We start from the raw sequence: 23,521 nt of genomic DNA on the forward strand, positions 1-23,521 counted from the left end.
AAGGAGGAAAATGGGTTGCGTAGATCTGGGTCTTCCATCATCGTCTTTGTTTTGATTGGCCTTGCTGTTATCGGTGTCAGCATGCAGCTCGTGACAAATCCAGGAGCATTCTTCCAAAATGTGCTTGTTTGGATCGGAGGTGCCGTTCTTTTCGGTGCATTGCTTTATTTTATACTTACACGCATGCGTGGCCGTAATGCTTCAGCTGGGAGCGGCAGCAGCAGCGATATGCAGAAATATAAGAAAGCTGTAAAGCAATCCAAACAGAAATACAAACAGCCCAAAGCCCGCCCTGTCAACAAACCAGCGAAACAAGCTGCTAGCATTAAGAAAGCTTCCGTTGCTAGAAAAAAACGAACGGTTAAAGATCGGTCTGGCGGTCCACAGCTTCGTGTCATTGAAGGCAATAAACAGAAACGGAAAAAGTCGAGCATCTGATGCCCGACTTTTTTTATGGCCAGCGTTTTAGGAAGTGCTCTGCCTTCTCTCGGCCCCCTGTTATCAGTTTCTCCTTTTCTATAGCCGATATATTGAAATCGGCCATTCCGATGTCCTCTACCGGAATAAAGATGATATCCCTTGCTGTTTCCTGATTTATGTGGCGCATATCATGTGCTACCTTCATCGTTTTAAAAAGCGCATAAAACAAATCAAAAGATTGGTGGACTTTTTGAACCGGAATTTTTTGTACTGCTTCACTTAGCTTCATACCTAAGATCGGGCGTCTTAATAGACGTTCATCTCCATCCAGCGTCCAGATTGGGAAGTTACTTAACAATCCGCCATCCAGCAGCAGACTTCTTTTTCGGTTGCTGTATAGCAGCTTAGCCGGCATGAATATGTACGGAATACCTGCGCTCATCCTGATGGCCCGTGCTACTGGGAAACTTCCACCATCGATACCATATGTCTCAGCTAAATCATCCGGAAAAACGATTAAGCGTCCCAAGGTTACATCTGCGGCAATCACTTTCAATGTTCTTGGCTTCAAATCTTGAAAGGTATATACCTGCTTTTTTGCCAATGCTTCATAAAGCCAGCGTTCCAACGCATTCCCCTTGTACAGCCCCATCTTGAAATAAAGCGTCAGCCAGTTGGCAAAAGGAATATACCTCGTAAGCTTAATAGGATCAGTGAATTTACTGATATCTGTTTCCTGTAATAATGCCTCCATTTCTTTTCCGCTATATCCCGCTGCCAGCAAACCGGCGACAATAGCACCAGCAGAGGTGCCCGCTACATTTTCAAACTCATACTTCTCCTTCTCCACAGCCTGAATAGCACCGATGAAGGCGAAAGCCTTCACCCCCCCACCTGAGAAAACGCCGTCTATTTTCATAAGCACACTCCATGATGACTTTTTATTATACCTAATCAGGAAAGTGCTCCTTTAGAACAAAAAAACCATCCAAATGGATGGTTTGAGTTAAGACTTCTGTTTTTGCTGTATTTTGATTAGCGCTTCTTTTCGTTCATTATCTTCCTGGAAGTACTGAACAAGATTGCCGATCCGCTCGATGGAATTCCAGCTCATATGATGCTCAATTCCTTCTACATCCTGATAGATATTCTCTTCCTCGACACCGATAATCCGCAGGAAGTCTTCCAAAAGTTTATGCCGATAGACAAGCCGTTTGCCGACCTGCTCTCCTTTATCAGTAAGAATCAAGCCACGGTACTTTTCATATTTCAGATATTCATCTTTGTCCAGCTTCTGCACCATTTTTGTAACAGAAGACGGATGTACCTGCAGGTTCTCTGCTATATCAGACACACGGGCATATCCCTTTTGTTCCATTAATATGTAAATTTGTTCAATATAATCTTCCATGCTCGGTGTAGGCATAAAATTCCTCCATTCAATCCACTGCAACTTCTACATCTTTATATGATACACCTTTTCGAGCGGACAAACAAGCCAACAAAGTTGAAGCAGGTAAAAAGTGTTACACTTATATGAACGGCTATTAAAAAATCTTTGAAAATAAGCGCTTGCTTGCTATAATGTAAGTTGGAGTATCAGCAGATGGGGGAAATGACATGGAAGCAGTATTAGTTATCGGAATTGCACTGATTGTATTCATCGCATATAGTGTAATCCGCTATTTCATTCAGAAGAAACACCTGAAAACTCTTACAGAGGAAGAATTCAAAGCTGGATACCGTAAAGCACAGCTGATTGATGTTCGTGAACCGAAGGAATTCGATGGCGGACACATTCTAGGTGCACGAAATATCCCGTTAACCCAGCTTCGCTACCGTTTGGCTGAAATCCGCAAGGACAAGCCCGTTTATATGTATGATCAAAACGGTACACGTACTGTTCGTACTGCAGCAATGCTGCATAAAAAAGGCTATCAGGATCTTAATCAGCTTAAAGGCGGTTTCAAAGCCTGGAGCGGTAAGATCAAACGAAAAGGCGAATAAAAGAGCTTTGCACATGATGTGCAAAGCTCTTTTTTTATTCTGATATATAGCGAAGAATCGGTTTTCTGGCGGCAGTCGTTTCATCCATTCTGCTCACTACGGTCGTATGGGGTGCTTCCTGCACGATTTCAGGATGACTTTCAGCATCCGCTGCAATTTCCAGCATCGTATCAATGAAACTATCCAATGTTTCTTTTGCCTCTGTTTCGGTGGGCTCAATCATCAGTGCCTCTTCCACATTAAGCGGGAAGTAGATGGTCGGTGGATGGTACCCGAAATCAAGCAATCGTTTCGCGATATCAAGCGTACGGACACCAAGCTTTTTCTGTCTGCGTCCGGAAAGAACGAATTCATGCTTGCAATGCTGTGTGTATGGCAGATCAAATGCTTCACTCAAGCGACGCATCATGTAATTTGCATTCAGGACAGCATATTCACTTACGCGTTTAAGCCCTTCTGGTCCCATTGTACGGATATACGTATATGCACGAACATTGATACCGAAGTTTCCGTAATAAGGTTTCACGCGACCAATTGAGTCTGGACGGTTTTCGTCAAGGATGATTTCATCTCCTTGTCTGCGTACGACAGGCTTCGGCAGGAATGCTGCAAGCTCCTCCGAAACACCGACAGGGCCAGATCCTGGTCCTCCGCCGCCATGCGGACCAGTGAACGTTTTATGCAAGTTCAAGTGCACCACATCAAAGCCCATATCTCCAGGTCTTGTATAACCCATGATGGCATTCAGATTCGCACCATCATAATATAATTTGCCGCCTGCTTCATGGACAATCTTAGCCATCTCCAAAATATCCTTTTCGAACAGACCGAGTGTATTCGGATTCGTAAGCATCAATGCTGCCGTATCTTCTCCAACAACTCGACGCAAATCATCCAAGTCTACTAGTCCTTCTTCATTGGATTTCACTGTTACAGATTCGAATCCAGCAACCGTCGCTGAAGCTGGATTCGTACCATGTGCTGAATCCGGCACGATAACCTTCGTACGCTGCATCTCTCCATTTTTCTCATGTAGAGCACGGATCATCATAAGTCCAGTCCATTCACCATGAGCTCCTGCTGCAGGCTGCAAGGAAACCTCGTGCATACCGGTAATTTCCTTCAGTTGCTCCTGAAGATCGAACATAAGCTCTAGTGCACCTTGGGCCGTTTTCGTATCCTGATATGGATGCACATGGCTGAATCCTTCCATTCGGATAACATCTTCATTGATTTTCGGATTATACTTCATCGTACAAGAGCCGAGTGGATAGAACCCTGAATCGACGCCGTAATTTCTTCTTGATAGAGCTGTATAATGCCTAATGATTTGCAGCTCGCTCAGCTCCGGAAGTTCTGCAGGCTCACTGCGGATATAAGCTGATTCAAAAACTTCTGAAAGATCCGTTTCTGGAACATCCAGCGGCGGCAAGCTGTAACCTGTCCTGCCTGGTTTCGTTTGTTCGAATAACAATGGGAAATCAGTATTGTTTTGCATGGACTGCCGCCACCTCTCTTACGAATGTATCAATCTGTTCTTTTGTGCGCTGCTCCGTCACAGCAACAAGTATGTGGTTCTTCAAACGATCATCCGTCCGTCCCAAGTGATACCCCCCGATAAACCCTTGTGTAACCAGATGATCATTCAGTGCATCTGCATCGTCTTCTACTTTGATTACCAACTCATTAAAGAAGGAGCCTTGGAAGATGACTTGCAGCCCGTGTGCTTCAAGCTGCTTTTTCATATAATGCGCTTTTTGAATATTCAAGTGAGCCATTTCTGCTACACCTTTCTTCCCCAGTGCACTCATCGCCACCGAGGAAGCCAATGCGTTCAACGCCTGATTGGAACAAATATTCGATGTTGCCTTATCTCGGCGGATATGCTGTTCGCGAGCTTGAAGTGTGAGAACAAAGCCACGTCTGCCTTCTTCATCTTTCGTCTGACCGACAAGTCTTCCCGGCAGTTTGCGCATCAATTTTGCTGAGCTTGCGAAATAGCCGCAATGTGGTCCGCCAAACTGTGCCGGGATACCGAATACTTGCGTATCACCAACGACAATATCTGCTCCAAAGCTGCCTGGTGGTGTCAAGAATCCTAGAGCCAATGGATTACTGGAGACAACCATCATCGCTTTCGGCTGTGCATCAATGATGTTACGAATATCGGCTAACGGTTCGACCTGTCCGAAGAAGTTTGGATATTGCACAATAACACTTGCCGTATCGGCGTCTACTGCTTCTTCCAGTGCTTGTAAATCTGTCAAACCATCCTTATGCGGAACAGTTACAATTTCCAAATGCTGTCCTCTTCCGTATGAATCGATCACCTGACGTGATTCAGGATGAACGGCTTCTGATACAACAATTTTCTTCTTCCTCGTTTGACCAGCACTTAGTGTCGCTGCCTCTGCAAGTGCAGTTCCGCCATCATACATGGAACTATTTGCTACATCCATTCCTGTCAGCTCGGCAATCATCGTTTGAAACTCAAAGATTGCCTGCAGCTCGCCTTGAGAAATTTCTGGTTGATACGGCGTGTAAGCTGTATAGAATTCAGATCTGGAGATTACATGATCCACGATCGAAGGGATGTAATGATCGTATACACCCGCTCCAAGGAAGGAAGCATGTGTCTTCATCGTCACATTCCGACTTGCCAAAGCTGCAAGTTCCGCTTTCAGTTCACCTTCACTTTTCGGCTCTTTGATCTGAAGCGGTCCCTTTAAGCGAACTTCCTCCGGAATATCAGAGAAAAGTTCCTCCGTGTCTTTCACACCTATCGTTTGAAGCATTTCTTCTTTGTCTTGCTCAGTCATCGGTAAGTACCTGAAATCCATGCTGTATCCTCCTTCTATTTCCGTTTATAGAATGGTGTTGCGACAATCTTGGCCTGCAACTGTTTCTTTCGGATCTGCACGTCCACAATATTGCCTTCTTCGGCAGCATTCGCATGTACGAGCGCAAGACCAATATAGCTATCCAGCGTCGGTGACTTCGTTCCTGTCGTTACCTCACCAATTTGTTCGCCGCCGCTGAAGATCGGATATCCATGGCGCGGTATACCTTTTTCCAGCATTTCAATGCCGACGAGCTTCCGCTTCGTTCCGTTCTCTTTTTGCTTCTTTAAGGTTTCTTTACCGATGAAGTCGGCAGATTTGTTCGTCTTCACTGCAAATCCAATACCAGCCTCGATCGGAGTAATATCCTTCGACAATTCATTTCCATACAGCGGGAGATTCGCCTCAAAGCGTAATGTGTCTCTTGCACCCAACCCAACAGGCTGAAGATTGAATTGCTTGCCTTTTTCGAGCAACAGCTCCCATACAGCTTGCCCGCTTGCGGCCGGTCCATAGATTTCAAAGCCATCTTCACCTGTGTAGCCTGTGCGTGAGATAAGAAAATCTCCTTCCACATCTTCCAGCTTCACTGGATAAGCGAATCGGAAAAATGAAATTTCCGACAATTTTTCATCTGTCAGCTGCTGCAGAATTTGCTCCGCATGAGGTCCTTGCAAGGCAACCTGCATGTACGATGCAGATTTATTCTCGATGTTGACATCTTCTCTTTTATGAGAAAGCAGCCATTCGAAATCCTTATCTGTATTGCTGGCATTCACCACCAATAAATAACGGTTCTCTTCCAGCATATAAACGATTAAATCGTCTACTGTTCCGCCATCTTCATAACACATCACACTGTACTGCGCTTTGTTCGGAACGAGCAAGTCAATGTCATTCGTCAGGACAAATTGCAGGAAGTCTTTGCTCGCTGGTCCTTCAACTAAAATCTCACCCATATGGGAAACATCGAACAAGCCAGCTGCTTGCCGCACTGCATGATGCTCTTCCTGGATGCTGCTGAAATGGACTGGCAGTTCCCATCCGCCGAAATCGATCGTCTTGCTGTTAGCCTGATAAGCAGGATAAAGCGGGGTTCTTCTCAACTCACTCATCATCTTGCTCCTCTCTTATGTACCTCGCAACAAAAAACAGAGCCACCTCGAAAAAGCTTTGAGGGGCTCTGTCCATTTACCAGAAAGTTTCTTATCGTCCTTTGGACCATAGTTGCTTCTTGGGTGGCTTCTACTAAGGAAGCACTCTCCAGAGTTGCGTCCTGTTGGAGTTCTTTTGCCTGAGAGATTCACTCAATATTTGCTCCTTCGGCGCCGCATATAGCGGTCTCTCCTCCAACATTCACTCGCGGTTTATGAAATTGGAAAACGCGGGCATACTAACAGACAATCAACCTATAAAAAAGCAAAATCCAAACATTCTAATAAAAAATATTAATAATGTCTGGTTTCAGCCTCATTATAACATAACATTTTTAGGATGTGTCTATCTTTTTCGGCTTTTTAAATGAAACTCCGAAGAATAAGGAGATGAAATCACTATGCAGGTGCATATAAAAGATGATAAACCTTTCATCGACATGATGGATGATGTTTTGCAGCAAGAAGGAGAAACAGCCTCATGGGAGCATTTCCAAATGGCATATACAGCTGCAAAAGAAACGAATATTGATACGTTTACCGGGTTGGTTGCACCCGGGTATTTGCCACATATGACCTTCCATCCTCATCAGCTGGAAGCAAGTCGACGAGTTGTGGAAGAAATGAACGGACGCGCCATCTTGGCAGATGAAGTTGGTCTTGGGAAGACTATCGAAGCAGGTCTCGTATTGAAAGAATTGATGATTCGCGGCTTGGTGAAAAAGGTATTGCTGCTTGTGCCGGCGTCTCTTGTCAACCAATGGGTAAACGAATTGAACTCTAAATTCCATATACCTGCTGCCTCCCAGCGAAAACAATATGTATGGGAGCATTATGATGTAATTGTCTCCTCTATTGACTTGGCAAAACGCTCCCCTCACAGGGAAATCATCCTAGAGCAGGACTATGATTTCGTGCTAATTGATGAGGCTCATAAACTGAAAAACAGCCAGACAAAAAATTATGCTTTTATCCAATCACTTAAGAAGAAATATTGTCTGCTGCTGACTGCAACCCCTGTCCAAAACAAACTGAGTGATATTTATAATCTCGTATCCTTGCTTAAGCCTGGCTACCTTGGCAGCTATAAGCAATTCAAAGATACATATGGAGATGACCGAAGAGATGCAGAAGAGCATCATTACTTAAAGGAACTTATCCGGAAAGTGATGGTACGTAACCGGCGGGGAGAAACAGGACTGCAATGGACAAAGCGAAAAGTGGAAACTATTTGGATTGATTTTACCGAACAAGAGCGGCTAGTGTATGAGAATATGCAAGATTCCACCAGCGCCGCTGCGACTTTCGCAAAAATAACCCTACTCCGCGAACTCTGCAGCTCCAGGGAAGCAGCATACTTGTCTATGAAAAAAATGGTGGAGGAAAATCCGGAAACAGGTAATGCTTATTTGCCTGTGATGAAAGAAATCGAAAAGCTGCCACAGCATAGCAAGGCACTGAAAGTGGTAGAGCTGATCAAAGCTGCCCCGCCTGGAGAAAAGTTCATTATTTTCACAGAATATCGAGCAACGCAATTTTACTTGCAATGGACACTGAAGCAGCATGATATATCCTCCGTTCCTTTCCGAGGCGGCTTTAAGGCTGGTAAAAAGGATTGGATGCGCGAGCTGTTTGAAAAACATGCACAAGTTCTGATTGCGACCGAAGCCGGCGGTGAGGGTATCAACCTCCAATTTTGCAGCAATATGATCAATTATGATTTGCCGTGGAATCCCATGCGGCTGGAGCAGCGCATTGGCCGGATTCATCGTTTTGGTCAGAAAAAGGATGTACAAATCTATAACTTTGCCGTACGCAACACACTTGAAGCGCACATATTGGAATTGCTTTATAAGAAAATTAACCTATTCGAGCGGGTAATCGGTAACCTTGATCATATCCTTGCCGAACTGCAAGTTTCTGATGTAGAAAAAGAGATCAAGCGAATTTTTGCCGACTCTCGTTCCGAAGGAGAAATAAAAGTGAAGCTGGATAATTTGACTGCGGTTATTACCGAGACAGGCGAACAGCTGGAAAGGGATAAATTACATGGATAGACACACACTCCATCAGTTTCTGAAGAAATTTTTCCTAACAAATGGCTGTCAGCTGATAGAGGAAAAAGAAGGGCTGCTCCATTTCCTGCTGACTCCAGAACTGGATGAAGAATTGATGAATCGCCCGTTTTATTGGCGATATAAGAAAAGACTTGGTCAAGAAGGCGATCCTATGGAACTAACCCTCCTAACTGATCCAAACGAGACAGCCGAAAAAGCAGAACATATTCATTTCGGCAGCCCTCGTCTGCATAAGATTTTCCGTCTCATTCGTGACTCCGCTCAAGTTGCTCGTCTTTATGAAAAGGTGGATACAGCTTCCAGGACGCCGTTGTATCCGTGGCTCATCCGCAATATGAGTGTACATTTTTCCGGAAAACGCAAGCGTACGGAAACACATTCTGTCGGATTACAGTTATTAAATGGGCAGCTGGAAACCGATTGGATGGAGAACTTCTCTCAGGTCGAATTCAAACAGCAAATCAGTGATCAATGCTATTGCCTCTCCCCTATCATCCGATATCAGAGCGGCTACCAGCGAATAAGCAGTTATATGCATACCTATCTGGATACTATCGATGACAGCTGGGTGAAGGAGACAAAAGATACACTCAAACAAGAAGAAGATTTACTGGCGCATTTTTTCGATCAAAGTGCTCAGGAAGAGCTAGAAGAAGAAATCCGTGAAGAAAGAGCTGCGTTATACAAGAACGAGCTGGATGCAGTGCATAAAAGACTAGTCCCATCCATTCAAATGGAGACAATCAATGCCGGCATATTCTATCTCTCTGAAGAGACTGCACGGAAACTTTTCCATAAAAAAGAGGCCTGAATTATGTTCAGGCCTCTTACTTTTTACGACTACGGAAGAACAGCTTGAAAGCAAATGGCAGAACACCAAACCACTTTCCGTGCAGCTGGTGTTTTTCTTTTTCCTTCTGTTTCTTTTCCTGCTTCGGCGCATCCATCTTTTTCACCAGCTCCTGGGTTACGAATCGGAAATAATCATTCGAAGACATGTGCTATTGCCCCCTCTTACTTTTACTTGTAGCGTAGCCAATTTCATTTCTTTCCATACAACCTGTGTTAAGAAAGCTACTTTATTGGGAAAAAATCATTTTTGCACGCTCATTCACTGCTGATTCCTCTATTTTCGCAGTATGACTGCTGTCAGGAACTTATAGTATTGTAACTGCAAAGGAGGTGATGTAAATGCTGGATAGCCCTTCCGTTTTTGCTGCAAGTTTGATGGAAGAAGCGATACAACAGCAGGCTTCTGACATTCATTTTACGCCGGAAGAAGACGAGACTAGCGTATTTATACGGATACATGGAAAACGTATCCTCCATAGCCGCTTATCGACTCCGAGCTTTCGCAAGCTGATAGCATACTATAAATTCGTCAGTGGCATGGATATCGGAGAAATGCAAAAACCTCAGGATGGGGCTATGCCGTTTTCGTACCAAGGACAAAAGCAATACTCTCTTCGTCTCTCAACTTTGCCGCTCAAGCAAACAGAAAGTTTGGCAATCCGTATACTTCCCCAAAGTGAAGCCCCCTTGCTCGACCAGCTGTTTTTGTTTCCATTCCAAATAACTTTACTACGTCAGCTTTTGATGGAAAGTACAGGAATTCTTTTGTTTACAGGTCCGACAGGCAGCGGGAAAACCACTACTATGTATAGCATCCTGCAGGATTTATTGCGTATAAAAGCTTGCCAGGCTATCACATTAGAGGATCCGATTGAAAAAAGAATGGAGAACATGCTGCAGGTGCAAGTGAATGAGAAGGCCGGTCTAACATATCAAGCAGGTTTGAAAGCAGCACTGCGACATGACCCAGATGTGCTGATGATTGGAGAAATCCGCGATGAATCCACAGCCAGCTTTGCCTTTGAAACAGCAAGGACTGGACATCTTGTCATCAGTACTTTGCACGCTAAAAATGCAGCAGGTGCCATTCACCGCTTAAAGGAAATGGGAATTCCTATAGCTGACTTGCAGCATACGTTAATTGGTGTCGCTTCGCTGGAACTTCTTCCTATTACAAAGCCCCACCCAACACGAGCCGCCATTATGGAGCTGGTCGACTCTGCGCAAATCAGCCGCCTGCTGAAAGCTAACAAAACGTCTTTCCTGACATTCGCGAAACTTAGGAGGAAAGCTTATGCATATGGCTTTATCACGAAAGAAAATTATCAGGTTCAAAAAGGAAGACAAACTGCTGTCTATGGAACAGCAGATGCTTTTCCTCCAGCAGCTTCATCGACTCAGAACACAAGGATATGATATGGCTCGATCGCTGGACTTCCTTCACTGGCAACCGCAATGGCAAGGGGCAACCCAAAAATTACAGGAAGGTCTGCGGCAAGGTTTAAGGCTGGACGAGGCCTTTTCACACGCTCATTTTTCACCAATAATCGTCATCCATTTTTATGTGGCACATCATGACGGAAACTTGGAAGATGCATTAGCAAGAAGCTACACAACTATGCAGAAACAAATGCAGCAGCTTGCCAAGTTCAAAAAAGTCACCCGTTACCCCATCTTTCTTCTATTCAGTATTCTGCTACTGCTACTGTTTGTGAAGCTGTACGTCTATCCTTCATTTCTATCTCTATTTGCATATTCTGCAGACTCTGCAAACCTTCTCCACTTTTTCTCCAATCTGGTGAACTTTCTTTTGTATGCCAGTTTACTTCTTGGTGTTATTGGTATCAGTCTATATTTTCTCCAGGGATATTTCAAAAAACGCTGGCCCTCAACAAAGAAACGCTATTACTTGGAGCGCATACCTGTTATTCGTACTGTAGCCCGTACAAGGACAAGTTTTCAGTTTGCCATTCAGCTTGGTAATCTTCTTTCGGCTGGGCTTTCACTGTATGAAAGTCTCCAGCTCTTGTCCAAACAGAAATATCACGACATGCTTCAGTTATACAGCAGTATCTTACTATCTCAGCTATCCTCAGGCTATTCATTGGATGAATGTCTGCCTAGTTTCCCACTGCTTGATGCCCAGCTTCAAAGTATTTTGATGAAAGAAAATGATGTGTCATCACAATCGGAGGATTTGCTGATGTATGCGGAGATCATGACGACTAAAATGGAAGACCGGACAAAATCTTTTCTTTATCTGCTTCAGCCTATTTTGCTCTGTATCATGGCCTTGTGCATCATCATTGTCTATCTATCTTTGCTTCTTCCAATGTTCCAAATGGTCCATACATTATAGAAAGAGGTAATCAGATGCGAAATGAAAAAGGATTCACTTTAATTGAAATGCTTATCGTCTTGCTTGTTATATCGGTGCTGATGATTCTTGTTGTACCTAATCTAGCTGATAAGAATGACCGGGTCCAAACACAGGGCTGTGACGCACTATTAAAATTAGCTGAAAGCCAAGTACAAACATATAAGATAGACAACGGCACAGCTCCAACCTCTATTGCGCAGCTCCAAGACGGCTATTTAACAGAAACAACATGTCAGGGTGGTAAGCGTTCCTTGGTACTTAGTCCTGGAGGCGAGGTTTCTTTGACAAATGCATCAGGGTCATAAAGAAAAAGGCTTTAGTTTGCTTGAATTGATACTTGTACTAGGTATTGCTTCTTTACTGATTAGCATCGGTACAGGTGTATATTCTCACTTACTAGTGGAAGCAGAAGCAAAACAATTCAAAAAGCAGCTGGAACAAGACCTGCTCTATTTGCAGCAATATACGCAATTTGACAGGTCAGCTAAGCTCTATCTAGAGAATGATAAATATCAGATCTCTTCAAGCAGACTGAAGAAGGTTCTTTTAGTCCAGGAGATTCCAGAAGGATATACGATCAAGATTTATCCAAACGCAATGTCCTTCGGTTTCAATCAAACAGGTACAGCACTAGCACCGGGTAATTTCACTATCCGCACACCCGCTGGAACAGATAGGCTAGTATTTCCACTTGGCAAAGGAAGAGGCCGCTATGAAGACAGCAGATAATCAGGATGGTTTTCTCCTGCTCGAGGCTTTGTTCAGTTTCGCTATGTTCCTGCTTCTATGTACGCTGCTGCTGCCGTTATGGATTGATGTGAAAAAGGAACATTATATCCAGGAAAAACGGACAGTTTATTACAGTCTGCTGCAAAATGAACTGGCAAAATCCACACCAAAGAATCAAGAATTTAAAGATGATAAGCTGTCTATTGCAATAAGATTCGGTATCGAGGATGGTCTTAAAAAAGGCTGCATCGAAATAAGAGGAGAAGGGCGAGAGGAGAGACGCTGCTTATATGGGTATCTCGAATAATAAAGGCTTCACGCTTCTTGAAGCAGTACTTGCATTAGGCGTATTGATGCTGATCCTCGCTTCAGTTCCTCCCCTATTGGATCCTTTGACTCAAGACACAAAATCAGAAGCAGTGTCTGTTAGGCAAGCATTGCATTTCATTTCTATGGAAGTGCACAAAGGCGGTTCTGTATATACTGTGAAAGATAAGCTTTACATCCAGGATCAGCAAGGTCGAACAGCTGTTTTTGAGCAATACAAAGATATGATTCGACGACAAGTTGATGCGAAAGGACATGAAATCTACCTGCACCATATCGAAGATTTAAAAATTATTCAGGATGGCAGCTCGATAGTTATAACTATCAAAGGAAAAGAGGGATCGTCATATGAAAAACGGATTGATATGGAATGAACAAGGATTCCTTCATCCATTCCTCTTGTTCCTGACAGCTTTCTTTCTCCTCTTACTCACTTCTGGCAGCTTGCTTCTTCAAACAAAAGTACAATCAACTAACCTGCTGTTCGAACAGTACAAATTAGAGCAAGCTGCATCAATCGCATTCAAGACAGTAGAAAAACACTATCTTCCGAATCTAAATTCAGTTGATGATAAAACCTTTACAATCCATAACAAAGCTATGAAGGCAGATATAACGATCACTAAAGAAGAGCAACATATACTTGTACGATACGAAATACAAGCAGATGAAAGTCTGGAACCGATTATTTATTATAAGAAATATCCTTCTTGATGTATAAGATGAACAATCTCGTGCAAAATAGTCTATGTACGATGGGCTATAGCCAAGCGGTAAGGCAGCGGGTTTTGGTCCCGTTATCGTTGGTTCGAATCCAGCTAGCCCAGTAAAAAGATCCCGCCATGCAGGCGGGATCTTCTTTTATATTAGGAAAGGATTCTTCGCTTGCTCTTCCCCTATCGTTGTTTCTGGACCATGACCTGGATATACTTCATAGAAGTCAGGCAGCGTCAATAATTGATCTGTGATACTTTGCATCAACGTCGGTAAATCTCCGCGATACAAATCCGTTCTCCCGATGCCTCGCTGGAACAACGCATCTCCAACGATGACATACTTTTCTTTGTGGAAGATGAGAGACACACTTCCTGGAGAATGTCCTGGTGTATGACGTACTTCAAATTCAAAATGACCTAGCTTCATATTACCTGGCTTTAGATTCTCGTCTGCATCCCTTGCTGTTATCTGTTTGACTGGAAACATCTTTGAACCATTCTTTCCCGGGTCGCCCAGCCAATCGGCTTCTTCTTCATGCAAATAAACAGGAATATGATAAATATCTCGCGCATCATCCACAGCACCGATATGATCGAAATGCGCATGAGTCAGCAGGATTGCCTGCGGTCGAAGCTCTTTTTGCTTGATCCATTCGATTAATTTGACACTATCACCGCCAGGGTCGACAATCAGACAGTCATTCTTTGATTCCAGTATGTAACAATTTGTTCCCATTGGTCCAAGACCTAATGTATGTATTTTCACTTTTACTCATCTGCTCCTTCCTGATGAATGCTTTAAAAATAGGCTCGACAAGCGTATATGTGTGTACTACTATATAGAAGGTATTGTCAAGCATCCTCTATCACAAGTATAGCAGGAAACCAACTATTTTGCTCATAGGAGGACCAGCAAGTGATTCTTTCCATCATCTTGTTTTTTATTGCATTTCTTTGTGTTTGCACACTTATTTCCGAATGCAAAAAAAGACAAGTGAAACAGGCGATCTTTACATTTATTTCTGTAATTATCATTACGTTTTTTTCCATTGTGAACTTATTCTAATTCATTGTAAAAAGGATCGCTGCAGAAACAGCGATCCTTTTTGTTAACTTGCTTTTTCCTTACCTTCTTGGAAATCATAGAACCGGAGCAAGTCGCCATAGATAATCCGATCAGAGTAATTCAGTTCTTTTGTTACTTGTTCCTGAATCGGTTCGCAAACACTTTCAATCTGTTCACCAGTCTCACCGGATATCTCTGCTTCTTCTCCTTCCATATCTTCAGCTGGTTCACCCGTCAGCCTGTCGTAGCACATATCATTGGTGAACAGATACTCATCACTGATGAAATCTCCATTTCGCAGGGCAGTAAAGTCTTTGCGATCTTCTGCAAACACATCATTACCGAATTGGATGTCATGTTCAGCTTCGACTCCCAACAGACTCAGGATGGTCGGCTTCACGTCAATCTGACCAGCCACTTGTTCCATTACCTGCCCGTTTCCATCACCAGGAATATGGATGAAGAACGGAACACGCTGGTTTTGTACTTGCTGGTATGGTGTAATATCTTTGCCCAAGTATTGGCTCATCGCTTTATTATGATATTCACTGATACCATAATGATCTCCCATCATCACGATGATGCTATCTTCATATTCACCAGATTCCTTCAGCTGCTCAAAGAATTGCTGTACTGCTTCGTCTGTGTAGCGGGCTGTTTGGAAATACTTATTTAGTGTCTGGGAATTGGAGTCGAACTGATCAATCGTCGCTTCTTCTTCCGGCAAATCAAACGGATGGTGGTTCGTCAAGGTGATGAACTTCGAATAATACGGCTTATCCATCTCCTGAAGATATGGAATCGACTGCTCGAAGAATGGTTTATCCATCAAGCCCCATCCGACAGTATTTTGATCTTCTCCTTCAGCGATGACGTCATAGCTGTTTTCATCATAGAAAGTGTCATAGCCAAGGCTGTCATACATGACATCACGGTTCCAGAAGCTGGAGTTGTTCGAATGGAATACAGCAGTTGTGTAATCGCTCTGACCTAAGATTTCAGGTGTTCCGTTGTATTCATTCTGACCGTGGGTGAAAAATACTGCTCCCCGGGGTAGCGGATATATGGAATTTTCAACTAAGAATTCAGAATCAGAGGTTTTTCCCTGTTCCGTCTGATGATAAAAGTTCTCGAAGTAATACGTATCTTTGTCCTCTGTCAAGCTATTGAGGAATGGTGTGACCTCTTCCCCGTTCAATTCATTATTGATCAGGAAGCTCTGCATGGATTCAAGAGAGATGAAGATGACATTCTTTCCTTCTGCCTGCCCGAATTTAGCTGATTTTTCTGTTTCCACTTCTTCATTTACATAAGAAAGGATCTCAGGAAGTTCATTTCCGTCAGCAAACACGCGCTGCGCTTCCGTCTTTGATTGCATGACAGCATCATATACATGGAAGTTGAACAAACCAATATTCTTGACCAGATATTCCCGGTCGAATCCGCGTGTAAACAACTGCGGGCGTTCTACTTCCGCAAGTCCGATGTTTATTACTACAACAGCAGCGATAGCCGCCATTGTTGATACTTTCTTTCTGCGAACGTAGTCAACCGTCATTTTTTCTTTATAACGGTAGCTGAGGAACCAGATGATAGCCAAATCCAAGACCAGCAGAATGTCCTGTGGATAAATGAGGCTGAGTACACTGCCGCCAAGATCTGCGGCATTGCTTCCTTGCATGAGGACCGGCACTGTAAGAAAATCACTGAAGTGACGGTAAAAAATTAAGTTGATGTACAAGATGATAGAACCCACGAGACTGATGAAGCGGATATACCGCATCTGCCATTTACGTGAGAATAAAACGCTAAGACCAAAAGCCAAAAAGGCACTGACAAACGGATTCAGCAGCAGTATGAACTCCTGCATCGCATTATCCAAACTGATATTGAATAGGAAGCGATAAATGATATACGTCTTCAGTCCAAACAAAACTGTCGCCAAAATATATAATGGTGCAGTGAATGTTCGTTTCAAGTAAAAATCCTCCTCATAATAGAACCAAGCGTAAAACAGATGGCAGCAACTTGCGCTGCTGCCATGCACGCATTTCTTTATTTAGTTGACGCTCTCTTCCAGGTGCTGTTTGACTAAGTAAGCAGCACCATAGACACCTGCATCATTGCCGAGCTGAGCCAGCACGATTTCACATTCGTATGTTGTACGCGGCAGAGCATTTTTCTTGAACGCTTCCTTGATAGGTTTCATCAAAGCATCCCCTGCTTTGGATACGCCTCCCCCGATAATGATCCGGGACGGGTTGGTAAGGATAGCCGCATTTGCTAAGGTTTTTGCCAAGATACTAGTTGCTCTATCCACAATTTTTTGAGCTACAGCATCATTTTCTGCTGCCAGTTCGAAAACATCCTTGGAAGAAACGCGACCGTTTTCTGCAAATCGTTGGCCAAGACCGCTCTCTGGATGCACAGTGGCCGCTTCTGTTGCCAGCCTGCTGATACCAGTAGCAGAAGAAATTGTCTCCAAGCAGCCTTTTCGCCCGCAATTGCACGGTGCGCCATTCTCTTCGACTGTGACATGGCCGATTTCTCCTGCCGTACCATTAATTCCATTCACGATATGACCATTTGCAATGATACCCGCTCCTACGCCGGTACCTAGTGTAATGGCAATGATATTACCCTGCTGTGCTCCTGCACCTTTCCACACTTCGCCGAGCGCAGCTAGGTTAGCGTCATTATCGATGAAAACAGGCAAGCCAGATAGTACACCAAGCTCGGCAGAAAGAGGGAAGTCGCGCCAGCCAACATTTACTGCTTCAGCGATAACACCATTGCTCGGGACTACGAATCCCGGCGCTCCGACACCGATGCCTTGTATTCTTTCCTTTGCAATGTCACGTTCTTTGAGCTTTGCTTGGATTGTTTCCCAAATCTGTTTCGGTATGTGCAGACCTTGCTCGTATTTATCCGTCTTGATCTCCCATTTTTCCACTATTTCGCTCGTTTCATCGATGATGGCGAGCTTAATTGTTGTGCCGCCGATATCGACACCGACCAATAATCCATCCTTACTCATTGTTTCCCGCTCCTTCTCGACTATCCGATAAAGCACTTATCTCTTTTCTAAGAATCAAATTTGCTTGTCCATATTCCTCTAAAGACAATAGGTTATTGTCATACAGCTCCCGCAGCTCTTCCAGCATCATCGTCAGATCAAGCTTACGGTCTCCGATGTATACGAAAATACCGTACGTCTTCAATAGCTGCATTACATCATAAACCGTTTTCATACACATCACCTAAGTTATTATAACAACCTTCACCTAAAATTGAAAATGATTTAAGACTACGTTCACACCTTCTTAACAATATGCCTTAATGTAAAAAAAATACCCTAAAGTTGATTGACTTCAGGGTATTTCTTTACAATTAAAACATATCGCTTTTCAAATAAGCATTTAACAACGCATACGTAGCTGTCAAAGCACTTTCATGTGTGCGTTCAAAGGCGTGTGATGCAGCAATACCCGGACCGATCAGACCATGACGTATATCGTATCCTGCACGAATCGCAGCGGATGCATCCGATCCGTAATATGGGTAGATATCCAGCTTATATGGCAGACCATTGGATTGAGCGAGCTCAGCAAGCTGTTCTCTTAAAACATAATGGTAAGGTCCGCTCGAATCTTTTACACAGATAGATACATCATATTCTGTAGTAGCTTGCCCGTCCCCGATTGCCCCCATATCGACTGCAATATATTCCACTACCTCCGACGGTATACTCGAATTTCCTCCAAAACCGATTTCCTCATTATTCGAAATTAACATATGAGTGGTGTATGGCAGCTGTTGGTTGTCTTCCTTTAGACCCCGAAGAAGTTCAAGCAGGATAGCAACACTTGCTTTATCATCCAAATGCCGTGATTTAATGAAACCTGAATCGGTACGGACAAAACGAGGATCGAATGACACAAAATCTCCAACACGAATACCGAGTGCTTCTGTTTCGTCACGAGACGTTGTCTGTTCATCGATTCGGACCTCAATATTTTTCTCGTCACGCTTTGCTTCTCCAGCATCCTTATAAACATGGACAGATGTTTGATGCATAAGAATTGTGCCAGTGAAGGCATTATCTTTGCTATGTATCGTACAATATTCCCCTTCGACACTGTTCCATCGGAAACCGCCGATCATAGCTAAGGACAATGTTCCATCTGCTTTTATTCCTCTTACCATTGCTCCCAGTGTGTCAACATGCGCAGTCAGCAGGCGATGGTGAGCTGTATTTTCACCTGGTACCGTAATAAGCAGGCTGCCTTTATTCGTAACCTTTGTATTGTATCCAAGTGAATCAGCAACACTGCGGCAAAAGTCTATTGCCTGTTCCGTATAACCTGAAGGACTTGGTATATGCACTAGATTTTCCAACGTTTCTGATATTCGATCAATTTGCTGCATTCGTATCCCCTCTTTCATAACATATCGGTCTATTACATAGTATCAATAAGCGAGAGTTTGTCCAATGAGGAGGAAAACTTATGCGAAAATGGCTTATAATTTCCTGTATCTTCTTTTCCATCGTACTGTGCTCCACTTACATTATACGCATGCAGCAGCCACAGCCTGTGATTCAGCATTTCCCGCTTGATGGCTCTGCAGCTTTTACCGATACATCTACCTCAATGAAAAAGGTGGATTTCCGTCGCATACAGTGGCGTCTGACTAGCGCACTCGACACCGAAGCGTACTTACGTCAGGACGTTGGACTATTGTACGAAAATGGCAGATTGGTCGGGGTCATGAATAAATGGCTGCATCCTGCAAGCCGCCTTACGCAGGAGAAAACGCATATTCTTCAGCCGAATAAACAGCTGGATGCAGTTTCTTTTCATTTCGCTGAACTGCACAAGAGCCAAATTACCAGTTCATTCAAGCTGTCCGGTGTTCGATCCTACACGTCTGATGCATACGAACTTTTTTCCTTTCCTAAAAATGAAAAAGAGATGCAGTCCCGGCAGATAGCAAAAACAGAGACGAGCCGGACACTGCAGCAAGTCTGGACCGACGCGAAACAGCAATTATCCATCCCAGCCGGTCAGTATACAGAAATACCGCTTACAGCTCTTCCGACTGCGGACTTAACGGGAATCTCAGGTCTTACGGAAGATAAGAAAAGACAGGAAATCATCAGTCGTCTATGGGAAGGTCTGTATCGAAATTATATATTGCCGATCGGTCCAGCAGTGGAAAAAGGCACAGCAGTTACGTATATCCCGCTTTTGCTGTTTGATAAATCTGGAAAGCATCTGCGTGTCCTCTATCAGGATGAGACAGGACAGCACAGAGAGCTGCTGCAATATTATTGAGAAAGCTTCTGCTGAAGCTGTTCATACTGACTTTCATCCGGCGCAAGCTCAACAGCTCTCTTTGCATGCTTCAATGCTTCCTCTTTCTTGCCTTCTGTCTGCAGGACAAGCGCTAAATTATAATGAGCAGCATGATCCTCCGGTGTTAATTTCACCAGTCGTTCATAGTCCTGTGCACTTTTTTCAATGTCTCCAGTCTTGTAGTAAGCTAAACCACGATTAAAAAGGAGCATCGGTTCATATACAGAATCCCCTTCATCCAAAGCTAGCGTTGAATCCGAAATAACAGAAGAATAATCGTTCTGCTTAACTGCATCTTCCACTTTAAGAACGTGACGGAGTGTATCATTCACAGATCCGGTCAGGCCATACCATATGAGACCAGCAATAAGTGCGATTGACAATAGCGTACCGCCGATGCGCGCTCGTGTATTTCTCTTACCAGGCAGTCCGACGAGCAAGGCACTGGCGAAGCCTCCTGCCAAGCCGCCGAGATGCGCGAATACATCAATCACATGGCTAGCAGAGAAACTGATCACTAAGTTAATAAGCAAAATAACTATCAAACCATTCCCAATCGTTCGCCAGAACAACTTCGGATAAACAACGCCAAAATAAATCAGCGCTCCGAACAGACCGAAAATCGCACCTGATGCTCCAGCACTCGGATTATCTGAGAAAGCAAAGCTCGCCAGCCCGCCTATGAGCCCACCTAAAAGGTAGATGAGCAAGAAGCGACGATGACCAAATATTTGCTCTGTCAATGTACCTAAATAGTATAGCGACAACATATTTGTCAGAAGATGCAGTGCTCCGATATGTAAAAACATCGAAGAAACAATTCGCCACCATTCATTCTCTGCAAGAATTAATGGATTGTACTTTGCACCGAGCTCAATAAGTACAGTAGAATCAGTCGAGCCACCGAGTAGTGTTTCCAATAGAAACATCACTACGCAGATTCCGATAAGACCATATACAAGGAGCGGTTTTTTACGATGGAATACAGCTTGATTTGCCTGCTGCTGCTGAACAAGCAAGCTGCGGAGTCTGCCCTTTTCCAACTCCAGCTCTTGTTCATCAGCTGAAGTCAATGTAACTTTGTCATCAAGCTTCAAATGGCGGAATAGCTTCTCCGATTCTTTTTCATAAGAGTCCCCATCCAAATAATAGAGCTGCATCGGAATAGGACGCTTGCTTTTGATGATCATCGGCTTCTTCAGCTTCGACCACTCATCCGCAGGTTCCTGTTCACCGAAATAGACATTATGGATGCGCGTCTTTTTCGCGAATAACCCTTTACTCATGTTCTGTATTTGATTTGCTGTTTTTAAGATATCCTGTTTTAAATGGTTTGCCCAAGTAAACGTTCTATAATTTAGTTTCACAACATGGGTGATACCATTCTGCTTCTTCTCGAGCCAACAGACACTTAGATCTTCTTCGGCCCTCACAAATGTAAAACCATGAACGGCTAACAAACGATTGATCATCTTATAATAGGCCGTTTCTTCGTTGTAGGTCATACCTCTCCCCCTCTTGCCTACAGTTTATCAAAAAAGTCATGGAAAAACGCCCAGTTTACACTGAGCGTTTAAATAAAATCGGCAGCATCCGGGAACGCAGAGGCTCAAATCCCATTGAAAGCCGAATAAGACCTTTGCGAAGAACCGTTACGGCTAAAAGTGCATTCAGCACTCGATACCGCTCCCGTATCAAAAATACGACACTTGCTGCCAACGTTAACGTTGTGATGAGGGTTTTCCACATCGGCGCTCTTCCTTTCCTCCGGGATAAGCCTAGTTTAACCCGAAGCCGAATACTCCTATTCGGTTAAAACAGAAATCCATCATCTGTCAGAAGATGATCAACTGGAAGATCTAAAGGTCCTACAGGTAATGACTGCTTAATCTGTTGTCTGCCAGCCAGTGACAACGTTTTATTTTGATAATCGGTTAGATAGCGATCATAGTATCCTCCGCCATACCCAATCCTGTAACCCGACATATCAAAAAGAAGGCCAGGAACAATAATAAGATCAATGGTATCCTTTGAAGCAGGTTCGCAGCGATCGGCAATCGGTTCTTTGATGCTGAATGCTCCGTTCGTCAATTGGTTATAGCTTTCGATGTGGTAAAATTGCATAGCTCGATTCTCGATTGTGAGCGGAACACATATTCTTTTCTTTTCGAGCCAAGCTTGCTGAATTAGCTTAGTTGTATCCCATTCATGTGGGAGAGCCATCGTAAGACCGATGCTCTTTGCATCTTTCCAGACGAAGGAAGCAAAAAGATGCTCCGCAAGCCGATGCTCGATTTGCAGTTTATCCGTTTGCGGCATTTCTTTCAGCAAACGAAGCCCTTCCTGTCGAAGTTTTTCTTTTTCTTCCATTTGCTCCGCCTCCTTGATATGTAAAAAAACTCCCACTAATTGAAGGGGAGTTTTTTTGGTCGAACTTATTTTGTTTCGCGGTGCAGCGTATACTTTTTCAAGCGTGGGCTATATTTTCTAAGCTCCATGCGTTCTGGATGTTTACGCTTATTTTTTGTTGTAATGTAGTTACGATCTCCTGTTTCTGTGCAGGCGAGAGTAATGTTTACACGCATGTATAATCCCTCCCAACAATCTTAAATAAGTGTATGAAAACTTAACGATCTTCAGACCATCTAATAATAGCAGACTTATCTAAGGTAATCAACCGTTATCAATAACTATTTCAAAAAATGTCGAAAACTATATATCCGGTAGCTGCTTGGTATGGTATAACTAGGTTAGCAATAAGTAGGAGGTTTATACTAACATGTTAATTGCTTCTATCACCTTTCTTACAGCTGGTATCATATTATGGATTTTCTCTTTCTTCATGCAAGATAAATTCAAACAAATGGATCAACAGATTGAACAATTGACCCTTTCGACTATGCAAGAAACATATACGTTGAACAAGAAAGTCAAAATTCTCGAAGAAGAGCTGCTGCCAACTGTACAGCATGAGCCAAAACCTAATAAGACATCACAGAAACCTGCCATCTTCCAGCAGATTCTAAAGCTGCAACAGCAAGGATATTCCATCAAGGAAATTGCCAAGCAGACAAGCCTGGCTGAAGATGATGTATACCGAATCGCCAAACAAGCAGGAGTTCAGCTATGAAGCAGGTAATCCAAGGATTCGCAACAGCTCTTCTGTTAGCTGGTGCTTGTATGCTGACCTTTTATTTTACAGGTACTCCGAAGACTGAAGAAACAGCAACAGCTTCAGCGGCAGTCAAAACTGAAAAACCTAGTATAGACGAAATGCAAAAAGAGCTTGAAGAAAACGACTATCATGTTTTATCTAATCAAGACTATGATGAGCTAAAAGACGCACAGCAGAAGGTTCCAGAAAAACCTAAAAAAGAGGAGCAAAAAGCATTTACTCTTAAGCTAGAGACTGGCATGACTAGCGAAGAGGTAGCATCTGCACTTGAAAAAGCAGATATCATCGAGGATGCATCCGCATTCCGTACGTATTTGGATATTACAGAAGCAAGTGAATCTCTGCAAGTCGGTACCTATCATGTGAGTTCAGATATGAAGTACGAAGACATTGCTAAATTAATGACAAAATAAGAAGCAG

At 43.5% G+C, this 23,521-nt stretch carries 28 protein-coding genes, 1 tRNA gene, 1 pseudogene and 2 riboswitches; of the genes and pseudogenes, 15 read left to right on the forward strand and 15 right to left on the reverse strand.

The features are described from left to right. The first annotated feature begins 15 nt into the window (after positions 1-15). Positions 16-438 (forward strand): SA1362 family protein, encoded by a 423-nt coding sequence (locus CHH48_RS04090; protein ID WP_245840296.1) that lies wholly within the window; start codon positions 16-18, stop codon positions 436-438. Between the two features lie 13 nt (positions 439-451). Here CHH48_RS04090 and CHH48_RS04095 read toward each other — a convergent pair whose 3' ends face one another. Further along, positions 452-1,339: a patatin-like phospholipase family protein gene (locus CHH48_RS04095; RefSeq protein ID WP_095218032.1), complete on the reverse strand. Its 888-nt coding sequence runs from the start codon at positions 1,337-1,339 to the stop codon at positions 452-454. An 87-nt stretch (positions 1,340-1,426) separates the two neighbouring features. Beyond that, positions 1,427-1,846: a transcriptional regulator MntR gene (gene mntR / locus CHH48_RS04100; RefSeq protein ID WP_095218033.1), complete on the reverse strand. Its 420-nt coding sequence runs from the start codon at positions 1,844-1,846 to the stop codon at positions 1,427-1,429. A 194-nt stretch (positions 1,847-2,040) separates the two neighbouring features. Between mntR and CHH48_RS04105 the strand changes: the two genes are divergently transcribed. Next, positions 2,041-2,427, forward strand: a complete 387-nt coding sequence (locus CHH48_RS04105) for a rhodanese-like domain-containing protein (RefSeq protein WP_038561256.1) — start codon at positions 2,041-2,043, stop codon at positions 2,425-2,427. A 34-nt stretch (positions 2,428-2,461) separates the two neighbouring features. Here the strand turns inward: CHH48_RS04105 and gcvPB are convergent, their stop codons facing one another. From gcvPB to gcvT, 3 genes are read right to left on the reverse strand one after another with little or no spacing between them, the layout of a single operon-like run. Further along, positions 2,462-3,925: an aminomethyl-transferring glycine dehydrogenase subunit GcvPB gene (gene gcvPB, locus CHH48_RS04110; protein ID WP_095218034.1), complete on the reverse strand. Its 1,464-nt coding sequence runs from the start codon at positions 3,923-3,925 to the stop codon at positions 2,462-2,464. Then, on the reverse strand, positions 3,909-5,267 hold the full coding sequence (gcvPA, locus tag CHH48_RS04115; protein WP_095218035.1) for an aminomethyl-transferring glycine dehydrogenase subunit GcvPA: 1,359 nt from the start codon (positions 5,265-5,267) through the stop codon (positions 3,909-3,911). Before gcvPA ends, gcvPB begins: the two co-directional genes overlap by 17 nt. A 14-nt stretch (positions 5,268-5,281) precedes the next feature. After that, positions 5,282-6,382, reverse strand: a complete 1,101-nt coding sequence (gcvT, locus tag CHH48_RS04120; RefSeq protein ID WP_095218036.1) for a glycine cleavage system aminomethyltransferase GcvT — start codon at positions 6,380-6,382, stop codon at positions 5,282-5,284. 66 nt (positions 6,383-6,448) lie between these two features. After that, positions 6,449-6,536, reverse strand: a riboswitch (glycine riboswitch). Between the two features lie 3 nt (positions 6,537-6,539). Continuing rightward, a riboswitch (glycine riboswitch) is annotated at positions 6,540-6,627 on the reverse strand. Positions 6,628-6,822: 195 nt separating this feature from the next. On the opposite strand from gcvT, the gene CHH48_RS04125 reads away from it, so the two are divergent. After that, the gene (locus tag CHH48_RS04125; RefSeq protein ID WP_095218037.1) at positions 6,823-8,478 is read left to right on the forward strand and encodes a DEAD/DEAH box helicase; all 1,656 of its coding nucleotides are present in this window, start codon (positions 6,823-6,825) and stop codon (positions 8,476-8,478) included. After that, a complete protein-coding gene (locus tag CHH48_RS04130; protein WP_095218038.1) occupies positions 8,471-9,310 on the forward strand; it encodes a YqhG family protein in 840 nt (279 codons plus the stop codon). Before CHH48_RS04125 ends, CHH48_RS04130 begins: the two co-directional genes overlap by 8 nt. On the opposite strand, the pseudogene CHH48_RS04135 reads toward CHH48_RS04130, so the two are convergent. Next, positions 9,311-9,497: pseudogene (locus CHH48_RS04135) on the reverse strand (YqzE family protein); the annotation flags it as partial. It lies immediately after the preceding gene. A 193-nt stretch (positions 9,498-9,690) separates the two neighbouring features. Here CHH48_RS04135 and comGA point away from each other — a divergent pair. The 8 genes from comGA to CHH48_RS04175 all read left to right on the forward strand — a co-directional run bounded on the left by comGA (position 9,691) and on the right by CHH48_RS04175 (position 13,614). Beyond that, a complete protein-coding gene (comGA, locus tag CHH48_RS19745; RefSeq protein WP_245840298.1) occupies positions 9,691-10,767 on the forward strand; it encodes a competence type IV pilus ATPase ComGA in 1,077 nt (358 codons plus the stop codon). Position 10,768: 1 nt separating this feature from the next. Next, positions 10,769-11,710, forward strand: coding sequence for a type II secretion system F family protein (locus CHH48_RS04145; RefSeq protein ID WP_245840299.1), 942 nt, complete (start codon positions 10,769-10,771; stop codon positions 11,708-11,710). A gap of 14 nt (positions 11,711-11,724) precedes the next feature. Next, positions 11,725-12,036 (forward strand): competence type IV pilus major pilin ComGC, encoded by a 312-nt coding sequence (gene comGC, locus CHH48_RS04150; protein ID WP_095218040.1) that lies wholly within the window; start codon positions 11,725-11,727, stop codon positions 12,034-12,036. After that, on the forward strand, positions 12,020-12,460 hold the full coding sequence (locus CHH48_RS04155; RefSeq protein ID WP_095218041.1) for a type II secretion system protein: 441 nt from the start codon (positions 12,020-12,022) through the stop codon (positions 12,458-12,460). Before comGC ends, CHH48_RS04155 begins: the two co-directional genes overlap by 17 nt. Next, positions 12,444-12,767 carry a hypothetical protein gene (locus tag CHH48_RS04160; RefSeq protein ID WP_095218042.1) on the forward strand — a complete coding sequence of 108 codons (324 nt, stop codon included), beginning with the start codon at positions 12,444-12,446 and terminating at the stop codon, positions 12,765-12,767. The genes CHH48_RS04155 and CHH48_RS04160 overlap by 17 nt, the downstream gene beginning before the upstream one ends. Next, on the forward strand, positions 12,751-13,161 hold the full coding sequence (gene comGF / locus CHH48_RS04165) for a competence type IV pilus minor pilin ComGF (protein WP_095218043.1): 411 nt from the start codon (positions 12,751-12,753) through the stop codon (positions 13,159-13,161). Before CHH48_RS04160 ends, comGF begins: the two co-directional genes overlap by 17 nt. Next, complete coding sequence (locus CHH48_RS04170) at positions 13,136-13,501, forward strand: hypothetical protein (protein WP_095218044.1); 366 nt, start codon at positions 13,136-13,138, stop codon at positions 13,499-13,501. The genes comGF and CHH48_RS04170 overlap by 26 nt, the downstream gene beginning before the upstream one ends. Positions 13,502-13,543: 42 nt before the next feature. Continuing rightward, positions 13,544-13,614 (forward strand) — tRNA-Gln (locus CHH48_RS04175). Between the two features lie 34 nt (positions 13,615-13,648). On the opposite strand, the gene CHH48_RS04180 is transcribed toward CHH48_RS04175, so the two are convergent. The 5 genes from CHH48_RS04180 to CHH48_RS04200 all read right to left on the reverse strand — a co-directional run bounded on the left by CHH48_RS04180 (position 13,649) and on the right by CHH48_RS04200 (position 18,997). Then, a complete protein-coding gene (locus tag CHH48_RS04180; protein WP_245840300.1) occupies positions 13,649-14,269 on the reverse strand; it encodes an MBL fold metallo-hydrolase in 621 nt (206 codons plus the stop codon). 343 nt (positions 14,270-14,612) lie between these two features. Further along, a complete protein-coding gene (locus tag CHH48_RS04185; protein WP_245840301.1) occupies positions 14,613-16,547 on the reverse strand; it encodes an LTA synthase family protein in 1,935 nt (644 codons plus the stop codon). Positions 16,548-16,628: 81 nt separating this feature from the next. Further along, a complete protein-coding gene (locus CHH48_RS04190; RefSeq protein ID WP_095218045.1) occupies positions 16,629-17,606 on the reverse strand; it encodes an ROK family glucokinase in 978 nt (325 codons plus the stop codon). Next, complete coding sequence (locus CHH48_RS04195) at positions 17,599-17,820, reverse strand: YqgQ family protein (RefSeq protein ID WP_095218046.1); 222 nt, start codon at positions 17,818-17,820, stop codon at positions 17,599-17,601. Before CHH48_RS04195 ends, CHH48_RS04190 begins: the two co-directional genes overlap by 8 nt. 139 nt (positions 17,821-17,959) lie before the next feature. Continuing rightward, positions 17,960-18,997 carry a M42 family metallopeptidase gene (locus CHH48_RS04200; RefSeq protein ID WP_095218047.1) on the reverse strand — a complete coding sequence of 346 codons (1,038 nt, stop codon included), beginning with the start codon at positions 18,995-18,997 and terminating at the stop codon, positions 17,960-17,962. Positions 18,998-19,077: 80 nt separating this feature from the next. Here CHH48_RS04200 and CHH48_RS04205 point away from each other — a divergent pair, with 80 nt between their 5' ends. Then, positions 19,078-19,905: a hypothetical protein gene (locus tag CHH48_RS04205; protein WP_095218048.1), complete on the forward strand. Its 828-nt coding sequence runs from the start codon at positions 19,078-19,080 to the stop codon at positions 19,903-19,905. On the opposite strand, the gene CHH48_RS04210 is transcribed toward CHH48_RS04205, so the two are convergent. From CHH48_RS04210 to rpmG, 4 genes are all read right to left on the reverse strand, one after another. Next, the gene (locus tag CHH48_RS04210) at positions 19,899-21,431 is read right to left on the reverse strand and encodes a rhomboid family intramembrane serine protease (protein WP_095218049.1); all 1,533 of its coding nucleotides are present in this window, start codon (positions 21,429-21,431) and stop codon (positions 19,899-19,901) included. The two genes, CHH48_RS04205 and CHH48_RS04210, sit on opposite strands and share 7 nt — an antisense overlap. A 55-nt stretch (positions 21,432-21,486) precedes the next feature. After that, a complete protein-coding gene (locus CHH48_RS04215) occupies positions 21,487-21,675 on the reverse strand; it encodes a hypothetical protein (RefSeq protein ID WP_095218050.1) in 189 nt (62 codons plus the stop codon). A 63-nt stretch (positions 21,676-21,738) separates the two neighbouring features. Then, positions 21,739-22,296, reverse strand: a complete 558-nt coding sequence (locus tag CHH48_RS04220; RefSeq protein WP_095218051.1) for a 5-formyltetrahydrofolate cyclo-ligase — start codon at positions 22,294-22,296, stop codon at positions 21,739-21,741. A gap of 65 nt (positions 22,297-22,361) precedes the next feature. Continuing rightward, on the reverse strand, positions 22,362-22,511 hold the full coding sequence (gene rpmG / locus CHH48_RS04225; RefSeq protein WP_038561326.1) for a 50S ribosomal protein L33: 150 nt from the start codon (positions 22,509-22,511) through the stop codon (positions 22,362-22,364). Between the two features lie 194 nt (positions 22,512-22,705). Here rpmG and CHH48_RS04230 point away from each other — a divergent pair, with 194 nt between their 5' ends. After that, positions 22,706-23,056 (forward strand): helix-turn-helix domain-containing protein, encoded by a 351-nt coding sequence (locus CHH48_RS04230; protein WP_095218052.1) that lies wholly within the window; start codon positions 22,706-22,708, stop codon positions 23,054-23,056. After that, the gene (locus CHH48_RS04235) at positions 23,053-23,514 is read left to right on the forward strand and encodes an endolytic transglycosylase MltG (RefSeq protein ID WP_095218053.1); all 462 of its coding nucleotides are present in this window, start codon (positions 23,053-23,055) and stop codon (positions 23,512-23,514) included. Before CHH48_RS04230 ends, CHH48_RS04235 begins: the two co-directional genes overlap by 4 nt. Positions 23,515-23,521: the final 7 nt, after the last annotated feature.

Source organism: Terribacillus saccharophilus (genome assembly GCF_002272075.1).
In the GTDB taxonomy this organism is placed as follows: Bacteria; Bacillota; Bacilli; order Bacillales; family Amphibacillaceae; genus Terribacillus; species Terribacillus saccharophilus_A.

Bases quoted from the DNA above. Each gene is read 5' to 3' on its own strand.
- rpmG (WP_038561326.1), bottom strand. From the start codon at position 22,511: ATGCGTGTAAACATTACTCTCGCCTGCACAGAAACAGGAGATCGTAAC.
- CHH48_RS04210 (WP_095218049.1), bottom strand. From the start codon at position 21,431: ATGACCTACAACGAAGAAACGGCCTATTATAAGATGATCAATCGTTTG.
- CHH48_RS04130 (WP_095218038.1), top strand. From the start codon at position 8,471: ATGGATAGACACACACTCCATCAGTTTCTGAAGAAATTTTTCCTAACA.
- gcvT (WP_095218036.1), bottom strand. From the start codon at position 6,382: ATGAGTGAGTTGAGAAGAACCCCGCTTTATCCTGCTTATCAGGCTAAC.
- CHH48_RS04220 (WP_095218051.1), bottom strand. From the start codon at position 22,296: ATGGAAGAAAAAGAAAAACTTCGACAGGAAGGGCTTCGTTTGCTGAAA.
- CHH48_RS04145 (WP_245840299.1), top strand. From the start codon at position 10,769: ATGGCTCGATCGCTGGACTTCCTTCACTGGCAACCGCAATGGCAAGGG.
- CHH48_RS04160 (WP_095218042.1), top strand. From the start codon at position 12,444: ATGAAGACAGCAGATAATCAGGATGGTTTTCTCCTGCTCGAGGCTTTG.
- CHH48_RS04125 (WP_095218037.1), top strand. From the start codon at position 6,823: ATGCAGGTGCATATAAAAGATGATAAACCTTTCATCGACATGATGGAT.
- mntR (WP_095218033.1), bottom strand. From the start codon at position 1,846: ATGCCTACACCGAGCATGGAAGATTATATTGAACAAATTTACATATTA.
- comGA (WP_245840298.1), top strand. From the start codon at position 9,691: ATGCTGGATAGCCCTTCCGTTTTTGCTGCAAGTTTGATGGAAGAAGCG.
- CHH48_RS04095 (WP_095218032.1), bottom strand. From the start codon at position 1,339: ATGAAAATAGACGGCGTTTTCTCAGGTGGGGGGGTGAAGGCTTTCGCC.
- comGF (WP_095218043.1), top strand. From the start codon at position 12,751: ATGGGTATCTCGAATAATAAAGGCTTCACGCTTCTTGAAGCAGTACTT.
- CHH48_RS04195 (WP_095218046.1), bottom strand. From the start codon at position 17,820: ATGAAAACGGTTTATGATGTAATGCAGCTATTGAAGACGTACGGTATT.
- CHH48_RS04170 (WP_095218044.1), top strand. From the start codon at position 13,136: ATGAAAAACGGATTGATATGGAATGAACAAGGATTCCTTCATCCATTC.
- CHH48_RS04200 (WP_095218047.1), bottom strand. From the start codon at position 18,997: ATGCAGCAAATTGATCGAATATCAGAAACGTTGGAAAATCTAGTGCAT.
- gcvPB (WP_095218034.1), bottom strand. From the start codon at position 3,925: ATGCAAAACAATACTGATTTCCCATTGTTATTCGAACAAACGAAACCA.
- CHH48_RS04155 (WP_095218041.1), top strand. From the start codon at position 12,020: ATGCATCAGGGTCATAAAGAAAAAGGCTTTAGTTTGCTTGAATTGATA.
- gcvPA (WP_095218035.1), bottom strand. From the start codon at position 5,267: ATGGATTTCAGGTACTTACCGATGACTGAGCAAGACAAAGAAGAAATG.
- CHH48_RS04105 (WP_038561256.1), top strand. From the start codon at position 2,041: ATGGAAGCAGTATTAGTTATCGGAATTGCACTGATTGTATTCATCGCA.
- CHH48_RS04230 (WP_095218052.1), top strand. From the start codon at position 22,706: ATGTTAATTGCTTCTATCACCTTTCTTACAGCTGGTATCATATTATGG.
- CHH48_RS04190 (WP_095218045.1), bottom strand. From the start codon at position 17,606: ATGAGTAAGGATGGATTATTGGTCGGTGTCGATATCGGCGGCACAACA.
- CHH48_RS04215 (WP_095218050.1), bottom strand. From the start codon at position 21,675: ATGTGGAAAACCCTCATCACAACGTTAACGTTGGCAGCAAGTGTCGTA.
- CHH48_RS04205 (WP_095218048.1), top strand. From the start codon at position 19,078: ATGCGAAAATGGCTTATAATTTCCTGTATCTTCTTTTCCATCGTACTG.
- comGC (WP_095218040.1), top strand. From the start codon at position 11,725: ATGCGAAATGAAAAAGGATTCACTTTAATTGAAATGCTTATCGTCTTG.
- CHH48_RS04235 (WP_095218053.1), top strand. From the start codon at position 23,053: ATGAAGCAGGTAATCCAAGGATTCGCAACAGCTCTTCTGTTAGCTGGT.